General features: G+C 46.0%; 8 protein-coding genes. 6 read left to right on the top strand and 2 right to left on the bottom strand.

Features of this window, described 5'->3' with window-relative positions; genetic code table 11:
- The first annotated feature begins 14 nt into the window (after positions 1–14).
- Both ICN44_RS00285 and ICN44_RS00280 read left to right on the top strand, forming a co-directional pair.
- Positions 15–311 carry a RodZ family helix-turn-helix domain-containing protein gene (locus ICN44_RS00285; RefSeq protein ID WP_216261927.1) on the top strand — a complete coding sequence of 99 codons (297 nt, stop codon included), beginning with the start codon at positions 15–17 and terminating at the stop codon, positions 309–311.
- Positions 311–871 carry a hypothetical protein gene (locus tag ICN44_RS00280; protein ID WP_216261925.1) on the top strand — a complete coding sequence of 187 codons (561 nt, stop codon included), beginning with the start codon at positions 311–313 and terminating at the stop codon, positions 869–871. The genes ICN44_RS00285 and ICN44_RS00280 overlap by 1 nt, the downstream gene beginning before the upstream one ends.
- 11 nt (positions 872–882) lie before the next feature.
- Here ICN44_RS00280 and ICN44_RS00275 read toward each other — a convergent pair whose 3' ends face one another.
- Positions 883–1,713, bottom strand: coding sequence for a peptidylprolyl isomerase (locus ICN44_RS00275; RefSeq protein WP_216261924.1), 831 nt, complete (start codon positions 1,711–1,713; stop codon positions 883–885).
- A gap of 120 nt (positions 1,714–1,833) precedes the next feature.
- On the opposite strand from ICN44_RS00275, the gene ICN44_RS00270 reads away from it, so the two are divergent.
- Both ICN44_RS00270 and ICN44_RS00265 read left to right on the top strand, forming a co-directional pair.
- Positions 1,834–3,792 carry a hypothetical protein gene (locus tag ICN44_RS00270; protein ID WP_216261922.1) on the top strand — a complete coding sequence of 653 codons (1,959 nt, stop codon included), beginning with the start codon at positions 1,834–1,836 and terminating at the stop codon, positions 3,790–3,792.
- The gene (locus tag ICN44_RS00265) at positions 3,773–5,029 is read left to right on the top strand and encodes a hypothetical protein (RefSeq protein ID WP_216261920.1); all 1,257 of its coding nucleotides are present in this window, start codon (positions 3,773–3,775) and stop codon (positions 5,027–5,029) included. The genes ICN44_RS00270 and ICN44_RS00265 overlap by 20 nt, the downstream gene beginning before the upstream one ends.
- 25 nt (positions 5,030–5,054) lie before the next feature.
- Here the strand turns inward: ICN44_RS00265 and ICN44_RS00260 are convergent, their stop codons facing one another.
- Positions 5,055–6,596: a Fic family protein gene (locus tag ICN44_RS00260; RefSeq protein WP_216261918.1), complete on the bottom strand. Its 1,542-nt coding sequence runs from the start codon at positions 6,594–6,596 to the stop codon at positions 5,055–5,057.
- Positions 6,597–7,077: 481 nt separating this feature from the next.
- Between ICN44_RS00260 and ICN44_RS00255 the strand changes: the two genes are divergently transcribed.
- Positions 7,078–8,124: a phage major capsid protein gene (locus tag ICN44_RS00255; RefSeq protein WP_216261915.1), complete on the top strand. Its 1,047-nt coding sequence runs from the start codon at positions 7,078–7,080 to the stop codon at positions 8,122–8,124.
- 10 nt (positions 8,125–8,134) lie between these two features.
- A complete protein-coding gene (locus ICN44_RS00250) occupies positions 8,135–8,530 on the top strand; it encodes a hypothetical protein (protein WP_216261913.1) in 396 nt (131 codons plus the stop codon).
- The last annotated feature ends 35 nt before the right edge of the window (positions 8,531–8,565 follow it).

Below are 8,565 nucleotides of genomic sequence, written 5' to 3'. Positions count from 1 at the left end.
TCCCGATTGATTTCATGGTTTCAAGTAATACCCCGAAGCATGTTCGCAATCTAGGTAGGCAACTCAAAGAAGCCCGAGAATCTCAAGGTCATAACTTGGCCATACTTGCTGGGCAATGCGATCTTTCAGTTGTGCAATTAACAGCGATAGAGCGCGGTGACACATTGGCTTTTGCGCGCTCACAATCCAATCTTCTTGTGGCACTTCAAACATATGCCAAGGTACTGGGTATTAGCTTTATAGCTATTGATGGACTTAACAATAGCCCGGATGATGAAATCTACATTCCTGAATTTCTGAGAAAGAAGTAATGAAGTCTTTCTTGAGAAGGCTTTATATTGCCTTTCTACTGGCTTTCTTTAGTGGAAATCTATGGGCAATTGAGAGGGTAGCTATTGGTAATTGGATTGTTCAAACCTCCACTGGGTCTATTGAGGCCTCAACAAGTGCGGGCTCAACCTCTTTTGGAATGTACTGTCAGTCAGACCAGTGCATGTTCTACCTTCATGACAGCTTAAGATGCCATCCTGGGAGTAGATCACCTATCTTGATGAGTGGGCTAGGCAATGCGGCATCCCTTAACATGCAATGCGCCCAAATAAATGGGGTGCTCTTTCAGATTCTTGAGCCATTTAACACGGTACTGGATGAGGTTAGGCGAGGTGGCATCGTGAGCTTTGCAGTACCCCTGCAAAACAGTTCCTTTGGAGTTTCCCGCTTTAGTCTGAATGGCGGCTTTGAAGCCGTGAGAAAAGCATTGCAAGAAGCGGGCAACACTAAAAAGGTGATGCCAAAACCAGTAGATCCTAGGCCAGCTCAGCCTCTCCAGCCCTTACCGGGATCAAGACGTCTTCAAGACATCATGATCTAGGCTACCTTGTTTTACTGGGTAATTTTGGCGCGTCCACGCAGGTCTTTGACAGTCTCTACCAAGTATTGCTGGATAAAAGCTTGGTGAAGCTGGGGTTTAGATTCTTCAAAAGTAGGTAGTTTGTAATTGCGCTTGTCATCTAGCTTGATGATTGCCCAGCCACCTTGTACTTGAATAGGGGTGCCATAGATTGCCCCTTTATTCAATTTTGATACAAGCTGCTGCAGTTCGGGGCTAAGTTGTCCTGGAAATAGCCATCCCAATTGGCCACCATTGCTCTTAGCGCCATCGGCAATAGAATACTGCTGGGCTAATTTACCAAAAAGTTCACCTTTGTTGATGCGATTGATAAGGTCTATAGCATCGGATTCATTAACAACAATGATCTGGCTAACTCGGTATTGAAAACCAGTAGTGGCATCGCCAGTTAATTTTCGTTGGCGGTCGTATTCTTCACGTAACTGGGCGTCGGTAATAGGGGACTTCTTAAAGTGCGCTTCTACTAATGCCTGAATGAGTAGGGTTTGGCGTAATTGGGTGTATTGATCATCTAAATCAATGCCTTTTTCCAGATCCATGCGCTCAGCCTGTTGCGCTAAGAGCTCACGATTAATTAACTCATCTTTTAGGGTTTTTTGGAGCTCGGGGGTATTTTTCTGGCCCTGGGCAACAGCTGCTTTGATATTGAGATCCAGCAAGCCTTTTGTGAGCATGGTGCTATTCACTGTAGCAAAGAAGTTGATATTTGAGGCGCTGGAGCTACTAGCTTCTGGGGCGGCAATAACACCAAGGGGGTTTACCAAAAGTGTTGCAGAAAGTATGCAAAAAAGAGATTTTTTCATGTACTCATTATAGAACTCATGACCATATCGATTGCAGTCTCGGTCGAGTGGTAATTAAATTGCATAGGAAATATTCCAAATAAATTCAAGGGAATAAAGTAGGGACGTTATAAATAAGATGTGCATCAAGACTACAAAGCCCTTCAACAAAAATGGACTGCCCGTATCACGCATGCGCGTGCTCACTGGGCAACATTTCATAAGCGCGTAAGACACAACCGTAATACCGTCGCAGGCTTTAATTGGAATGCAGATCCGACTGGCAAAGACTTCTATACCCTGAGAGCCAACCTCATACACGGCACTATCTCAGCAGTCCTCCCCAATGTCTACGCTCGCAACCCGGAAATATCTACTACGCCCACCCACTCGGGCGCGGATATCAAGCTCTTCTGTAAAACACTAGAGAGGGTAACTAATAGAGCACTAGAGCATGCCCAATTAAAGAATCGAGCCAAGTCCACCGTAAGGGCAGCGCTTACCTGTAGCTTCGGAATTCTCAAAGTGATGTATCAAAGAGATCCCAGCAGGGATTCTTATATCCAGGGTCGCATTAACGATGCACAAGAAAACTTTCTAGCCATAGAAGACTTAGCGCGAGACCTTCAAGACGATGATCAACATCATCATGAGGTAAAGAAGGCAGAGCTAGAAGAGCTCATTAAATCCCTGCAGGAACAATCAGAAGTGCAATCTGCCGAAGGCTTGGTAATCGACAGAGTCCTTACAGAAAACCTCCTCATCGACCCCTCAATCTGTGAGTTCTGGGACTACACCGATGCCGATTGGATTTGCCAAATCATCCCGATGAAGCGCGGCCAAGCAGAAGCGCTTTACAAGAAGAATCTAGCTAATGCCAAGATCTACCAACCAGGCCAAGGTGAGCCATCTCACAAGAAAGCCAAACGCTTAGCCTCAATGCAAATGAATGCTGGTTCAGGCCCAGTCATTGATGATCAACAAATCGCAGTGCTAGAGATCTGGGATAGAGCAACTCAACGGGTATATACGATGGTGGAGGGCGCGACAGAATGGCTGCGTGAACCATATTCACCACCAAGGGCAGGAGAGCGCTGGTACCCATTCTTCTTATTGCCTTACCAAGTAGTCGATGGCCAATTCGTAGGCCCAAGCTTAGTTGATTTGACTGAGCGCTTGCAAGATGAGCACAACGAAGCGAGGGATCGATTCAATCAACATCGAGACCTATGTATTCCAGGATGGGTTGCATCAGCCGATATCAACGAAAAGACTATTAAGAAGCACTCAGATTCAAGATTCGGTGAGATCACGATTGTCGATACCGAAGGCAAGCCTCTTAACCAAGTAATCATCCCTAGAGGCCATCCCAAGATTGACCCCATCGTCTATGACACCAGCGCAGTGCGTTATGACTGGGAGCAGGTTACAGGTTTGCAAGATGCTGCGCGCTCTACAGTGGTAAGGCCTAAGACAGCAACCGAAGCCAACATCTTGCAAAGAGCCTTATCAGGGCGCGTATTTGAATTTAAAGACCAGATAGAAGATTGGCTCCAAGAAATAGCCCAATACAGCGCCCAAGTCCTTCTGCAAGAACTCAGCAAAGAGCAGGTAGAGCGCTATATGGGACCACCAAGCAATAAGACCACCATGGTTAACGGCGAACTAGTCATGACCATCGAGAAAACCTACGACTGGCCAGAGCTCACCAAAGACCGAATCTTTGACATGGTCGATCTACGCATCAGAGCAGGCACTACTGGCGCGCCAGACGGCATAGAAGATAAAGAGAGCTGGCTCAAGGTTTTGCCCATGATTACGAATCTATCAATCCAGATGCAAAACCTGCAGGCAAGAGGCATGGATTACGAGCATATCCGTAATCTCCTACAGGAGACCCTCTTGCGGTATGACGATCGCATCGATTCCAATCTATTTATACCGAACGTAGAAAAACAGCCGGAGGGATGGGCTCGTGATGACGATCCAAACATCGGCATTAATTTTTTCTCAGGAAGAAGGCAAAGAACAAGCACTGAAATAGGGCGCGATAGTCATTTTATAAAAGAGGAGACAGGCAATGACGCAGGTAGCAAATGAGGTAAGCAGTTTTAAATCAGAAGTGCTGACTAACGGAGGCTCGATTCAGAGAGTCCAAGATAGAGAGGCTAAAAAAGAACGTGAACGTCTTGAAAAAGAGGCTTATGAGAAACATGCAACTGAAGTTGCTGCAAGGCGAAAAAAGGAAAGGGAAGAGCGTGCCATTCAATTAGCTGAAAAAGAAAGGGCTCAAAAGCTTGCTGACGAGGAAAGAGCTAAAAAGGCTGAGGCACAAAAACTTTTAAGAGATCAAGAGGCTGAAATTCAGAGATCGAAGAAAGAGGCGCAGAAGGCATCTCAGAAGACATCTCAAAAAACGGATCCTAAGAGCCAAACCACTCACTTACTAGATGATTTAACTAAGGCCCCCAATCAACCTCTTACCAAGATAGCTGAAGATGTTGATGAGGACGAAGTATTGCCAGAAGAATCCGATACCCTCGAGCCTGAGCCGATATTGACACCAGTAAAAGGTGAAGTTCATGTACCAGCCTTTATGCCCGCTTTAGAGACTAAGACAGCACCACAAGCACACGATCTAGGCGAACTATTGCCTGTACCATTGGCGATTACCGTCGATACGCTTCCACAAGCCGAGCTTCAAACTGAAACAGCAATAGAGCTCATTAAGCGGGCTTTGAACCCCCGGTCTGCGGATTCGAGTCCCGATACCGAAGCCAGCATCAACCCAGAAGCCTCTAGCAGTATCAAATCTAAAAGGGGGTGTGAGCGTGTACAGAGAATCATTAATGAGAAGCGTGATTTAGAAAAGCGGGTTGAAGACTTACAGGTTACAGTCACCAGCTTGCAAGATGTCATCCGTAAATATGAAGTAGAAAGCAAGTTAGTGGGTAATGTCATGACGTTGGCTGATGCCAAGAAAAAACCATCGGCATTGGTTTCAGAAGCAAAGCTACAGATGCTCAATTTTTTAAATACACGCTCAGATGAAATCGATCACATTGATAAGGCCATCTGCTTTAACAAATACATGTCAGATCCTTTTTATATGCAGGTGTTTGTGCAAAACAATCAACCCGAGCAATGGCAAACCATGATTGAGTCAATTTATGAGGCAATTGAAAGGCCCACTGCTAATATTACCAATACAAGGCACTCAACATTCCAGAGTGTCCAACCTATACGGGCGCGGACAGCAACCCTAGGGGTGCCATTAGCTAATTCAGAACAGCCTATGGATCGAATTGCTCAGCACTTAGGCAATATGGGAATCTAAAACGGAGTGAAATGGCTCAAGAGATCTATTGAGCCATTTCCCCTGCTAGAAATTTAGTTAAGGGTTTAACGTCGCCATCAACGCTCGCTTTTTCAAGTGCGTTCATATAGCGCTTTCTCTCACTTACCCGAACGACTGTCCATGGGTAACCGCCTGATGCCAATAAAGCATTCATCAAGAAGCGTCCAATACGGCCATTACCATCAAAGTAGGGATGAATGAACACAAAGAGATGGTGACCTAAAACCGCCCTTACGCAGGCCTCTGGCTCATTTTCAATTAAATCAAACAAAGCTTCCATACTATCAAGTAGGGCCTCTCTTGGCAGAGGAGTGTGTAAGGAGTTACGAATAAACACTGGACCTGTCCGATAGCCTGCCAACTGATGGCGTTGCAAAATACCCGCGAGTACTGTTGGATTGAACATGGCGGCGTACCAGTCATGATGGCTTTTTCTGACAACATCACCAGAATTGGCTTTAGCCAAAATTAACTTAATGCTGTCTTTTACTTCGTTAAAGGCTAAAAAGTAGCCGCGAGCCGCTAAAGCATCTTTACTCGTTTTATCTTCTTCACTGATTTCTGGATTCCAACCTTCCTTGGCAATACGCTCAATCAATTCATCAGTAACTTGATAGCCTTCAATCGAGAGTGAGTTGTAGGCATCTGCTACATAACGTTCCTGAATTTGCTTCATATAGACTGCTGAACTTTTCGGAATGCCAGGAGCCTTTGGAAAATTCTGGATAACGTCATCACGCCACGTTGCCCACATCGAGCGAATGCGTAGAACATAGGGAGACTTTTCTCGGGACTGGCTGATAGTCGGTTCGGGTAGCTCAAATGGATTCTTGGGCGCGATGGCTTGGCCAGCCTTGTTCAGAGCCTTAATAATGCGCTCTCCGTCATCTTTCCTATTAGCAAAAGTAAGTGCGCCTGCCAAGCGAGCTGCGGCCGTTGGGAGGCAATTGCCCATCAGTAGAGTTGCCAGTAATTCTGCTGGGTCACTTACCATCGCCAATCCAATTTCCGCCTCCATGGGATGATTGATAAAGAACTGTGGCCCCACCATACAAAGTGCTTCAGCTATTGGTAAGACTTGTAAGCCTCGAATTTCTGTACGGGTTTTGGAGACGCGCTTCTCATCCTGATAAATAACCAGTGATGTATCAAATGGGAGTTTGACGATACTAGTACCACCATCTTTGCTAACAATAGTAATTTGCTTGGGAACAGTGGTGCTACCAGTATGTAGCAGGAGTGATGCCTCGGCATTTAAGCAGTAGCGCTTACCAAAACGCTTGGTAAGATACCCAGACATAAAGGCCCAATAATTGGCATACCAAGCGGTAGAGTCACCATCATGATCGCTAGGGTTTGAGCAAATGTACCAACCCTTCATTACCGAGCGTATAAACCCAGTTTCTAAAAGTAGGGCGCGCTGGGAGTCAGCGAGATCTTTTGATTCAATCACGCCATGATGCTTATCTTGGAGCTTTTTTAAAGCCTTTAAAGACTCAGAAAGCTTCAGAGAATCTGTACTTTTTTTGGTTGACTTAGTTGCCATTGATTGTCTTAAATTATTGATTTAAATAGATTTAATACAGATAATTACTTTGTTTTTCCATATAAATCTACTTTGTTATCTAGGTAAAATCTACTTTGTTATTGTCCCATAGTTGATGGCAAAAGTATGTAGTCCAATAGAGGGCTTATATGGACTATGGGCATTCATTCCGTCAAGGGCACCCCAAAGGGGTGGCTTGCGCACCCTTGACGGCCACGACCAAAGAAACGCTCATTTATGCCCAAGGTGGCGTAAAGACACATTGGGCATAAAGACCCATAGCGAGTTAATTAAGTAGCTCAACAAAAAACCCACAAATATCCCAAGCCCCTATCTGCCACCCCAATAATTGATCTCAGCGCTTCACACCACCGCGTTAAAGCTAGAGTCGCGCCTAGTAGCGTAGCAATGGATGGGTTCACGCTCCATCAACAGGTATTGAAGCCACCAATTTCTTAAATAACTATTGATGGGGTGGCATATGCCAATTTCAAATACAGATTTGCAAGAGTTAGCTAAGGTTTCCTTAGATGAGTACTTACGCAACCTACCAGTCGACCAAATCGCGGTAGAGAGGCCTTTCCTAAAAAAACTGATGGAAGGTCGTAAGAGCCTATTAGGCGCAAAGCAAAACGTTGTCGAGAACATCCGCAAAGAACACGGTAGTAACTTTAGCTGGGCTTTTGGCGAAGAGACGGTCAAGTTCAATAAACGTAATACGACTGAGCAAGCCTCTTTCCCATGGCGCAGAGCAGTTGACGGTCTTTATATCGACTATGACCGGCTTTTTAGCAATGGAATCAAAGTACGTGAAGGTGGGGCGCGAGGATTCCAGTTGGAATATAACGAGCGCGTACAGCTAATCAATCTCCTTGATGAGCAGTTAGAAGTCCTTAGAGAAGGCTTCCTTAATAAGCTAGATCTTGAGCTGCACCGCGATGGCTCACACGGCGCAGATGCGGTAGTTGGCCTAGATAGTCTTGTTAGCCTAGCGCCAGATGCCGGTACTGTAGGCGGTATCGATCGAGCCAAAGCAAGCTATTGGCGTAACTACGCCGTCAAGGACATTGCATCAACAGCGCCAGGTAGCTTAGTAGGTGAGATGGAGACTGCATGGCGTCAATGTATTAAGCATGGCGGTAGCCCTGATTTCATCATTGCAGGTGGCAAGTTCATTGATACCTATCGTAAGCAGGTGACAGTGACCCATATCGCTGGATCAGGTGAGACCAAGTACATCGATGCCGGCGTAGGCGCTGGAGTAAACACAGGCCTCGCCTTCAAAGGAGTGGAGATCATTTGGGATCCGCAGTTTGATGAGCTCGATGCTATGGCTAATCGCACGGTGGAGTGGAGTAAGCGTTGCTATTTCCTAAATACGAGATTTATGAAGCTGCGGGATGATGATCTAGACATCGTTGCCCCCATCCGTCCGCATGACACGCTAGCTATGTATGCCATGGTGAACCTACGATGCGCTTTATCCATCTCACGAGCGAATGCCCATGCGGTATTGGCGATTCAATAAGGAGGAAGAAATGAATAACAACATGAATCACAAAGAACTCATTCATAGCGACTTCCAAATTAAAGAGGTGGAAGCGGTAGTGCGCAGGGATGCTTTCACAACCATCCATGTGCATGTACCGCCTTATGAGACCAATATCCTTCGCAATCTCTTTGGGCGCGAGAACGTCACGGTGTTCGAGCGCCCATCAAAGACCACCATTACTCCAGAGCAGGAGTACGACCGCCTATGTGCCAAGTATGGCCATGAAGTCGTAGCCAAAGTCTTTGGTGAGGATGACGGTGATCGCCTGATGGAGATCGTGGAAGGTTTGATGAAAGAAGGTCAGCTCCCAGCCCAAAAGAAAGCATTGGAAGGAACTCTTGAGCAAGAGTTATCAGAAACCAGGGGAGCCAAGAAACGCTAGTAGAAGGGAAAGCCACCGCTAGCGGCAGGTGTTTG

It is taken from the genome of Polynucleobacter sp. JS-Fieb-80-E5 (genome assembly GCF_018882015.1).
In the GTDB taxonomy this organism is placed as follows: domain Bacteria; phylum Pseudomonadota; class Gammaproteobacteria; order Burkholderiales; family Burkholderiaceae; genus Polynucleobacter.
This window is presented reverse-complemented; position numbering and strand designations above follow the sequence as displayed.

What these genes read in the sequence shown, in the direction of transcription:
- ICN44_RS00285 (WP_216261927.1), top strand. Translation starts at nt 15, where the DNA reads ATGGTTTCAAGTAATACCCCGAAGCATGTTCGCAATCTAGGTAGGCAA.
- ICN44_RS00250 (WP_216261913.1), top strand. Translation starts at nt 8,135, where the DNA reads ATGAATAACAACATGAATCACAAAGAACTCATTCATAGCGACTTCCAA.
- ICN44_RS00255 (WP_216261915.1), top strand. Translation starts at nt 7,078, where the DNA reads ATGCCAATTTCAAATACAGATTTGCAAGAGTTAGCTAAGGTTTCCTTA.
- ICN44_RS00280 (WP_216261925.1), top strand. Translation starts at nt 311, where the DNA reads ATGAAGTCTTTCTTGAGAAGGCTTTATATTGCCTTTCTACTGGCTTTC.
- ICN44_RS00265 (WP_216261920.1), top strand. Translation starts at nt 3,773, where the DNA reads ATGACGCAGGTAGCAAATGAGGTAAGCAGTTTTAAATCAGAAGTGCTG.
- ICN44_RS00260 (WP_216261918.1), bottom strand. Translation starts at nt 6,596, where the DNA reads ATGGCAACTAAGTCAACCAAAAAAAGTACAGATTCTCTGAAGCTTTCT.
- ICN44_RS00275 (WP_216261924.1), bottom strand. Translation starts at nt 1,713, where the DNA reads ATGAAAAAATCTCTTTTTTGCATACTTTCTGCAACACTTTTGGTAAAC.